Annotated in this window: 1 protein-coding gene; it reads right to left on the reverse strand. The window is 71.4% G+C overall.

Going from position 1 to position 1,531, the window contains the following annotated elements:
* Positions 1-1,531 (reverse strand): polyketide synthase dehydratase domain-containing protein (locus ACFWJB_RS35440; protein ID WP_386927431.1); only part of this gene is annotated, 1,531 nt, incomplete at both ends.

Here is a 1,531-nt window from a genome sequence, read left to right on the forward strand (position 1 = left end):
CTGGTGGTGGGGGTGAGGCGGGGGGTGGTGAGGGTGTTGTTGTGCCAGGCGAGTTGGGGGTGGCGGGTGAGGGTGGTGGGGTCGGGGATGGGGTGGAGCTCGGTGGTGGTGGTGGTGTCGGTGTCGAGGAGGGTGATGCGGTCGGGGTGTTCGGTTTGGGCTGAGCGGGTGAGGCCCCAGATGGCGGCGTGGGCGAGGTCGGGGGTGGGGGTGGTGGCGTGGTGGGTGAGGACGGTGAGGTGGGTGTGGGTGAACCGGTCGTCGGCCAGCCACTGTTGGAGGGTGGTGAGGGTGGTGGCGGTGAGGGTGTGGGTGGCTTCGACGGGGTCGCCGGTGGTGGGGGGCAGGTGCAGGATGGCGTGGTCGGGGATGGGGGCGCCGTCGGTGACGGCTGCGGTGAGGGCGTCCAGGTCCGGGTGGACGGGTGTGCCGTCCGGGAGACCCGGCACGACCTCCCCGATGACCGCGTTCCGTACGGTCGTTGAGGGCTCGGCGTCCTGAGCCACCTCACCCCACTCGCAGGTCAGCAGCGGCGTGCGGTGCGCGCTTCGCGCCAGGGACGCCAGTTGGGCGGCGTCGGCCTGACGGGTGGCCAGCGCCTCGATGTCCATGAGGGCGCTTCCGGAGGCGTCGGTGAGCGTGATGCGCGCCGTCCCGTCCGCGCCGAGGCTCGCCTGCACCCGCGCGGCGTCGACGCCGGTGCCGTACACCTTCACTCCCGTGAACTCGTAGGGCAGACGTATCTCTTCGCCGTCCGTTCCCACCAGCAGGGTGTGGAGTGCGGCGTCGAGGAGTGCGGGGTGGAGGGTGTGGCCGGTGGTGGGGGTGTTGGTGGGGAGGGTGATGTCGGCGTAGACGGTGTCGTTGTGGCGCCAGGCGGTGTGGAGGCCTTGGAAGGTGGGGCCGTAGTCGTAGCCGAGGGTGGCGAGGTGCTGGTAGAGGCCGTGGGTGTTGATGGGTTGTGCGTGGGTGGGGGGCCAGGTGGTGGGGGGTTGGGGTTGGTTGGTGGTGGGGGGTGTGGGGGTGAGGGTGGCGGTGGCGTGGCGGGTCCAGGTGCCTGGGCCGGTGTCGGTGTCGGTGTGGGTGTGGATGGTGATGGTGTGGGTGCCGTTGGGGTCGGGGGGTGTGAGGGTGAGTTGGAGGGTGAGGGTTTGGTCGTCGGTGAGGGTGAGGGGGGTTTCGAGGGTGAGGGTGTCGATGTGGTGGTGGCCGAGGTGGGTGGCGGCGTGGAGGGCGAGGTCGAGGTGGGCGGTGCCGGGGAGGATGACGGTGCCGTGGACGGCGTGGTCGGTGAGCCAGGGGTGGGTGGTGAGGGAGAGTCGTCCGGTGAAGAGGGTGGAGTGGTCGGGGAGGTTGATGGCGGCGCCGAGGAGGGGGTGGCCGGCGGGTTGCTGGCCGAGGGCGGTGGCGTCGGTGGGTGTGTGGGTGGTGGGGGTGAGCCAGTAGGGCTGGTGTTGGAAGGGGTAGGTGGGCAGGTCGGTCCAGGGGCCGTGGGTGGGCCAGGTGGCGGGCAGGCCGTGGGTGTGGGCGG

The organism is Streptomyces sp. NPDC127100 (genome assembly GCF_042724095.1).
Taxonomy (GTDB): Bacteria; Actinomycetota; Actinomycetes; order Streptomycetales; family Streptomycetaceae; genus Streptomyces.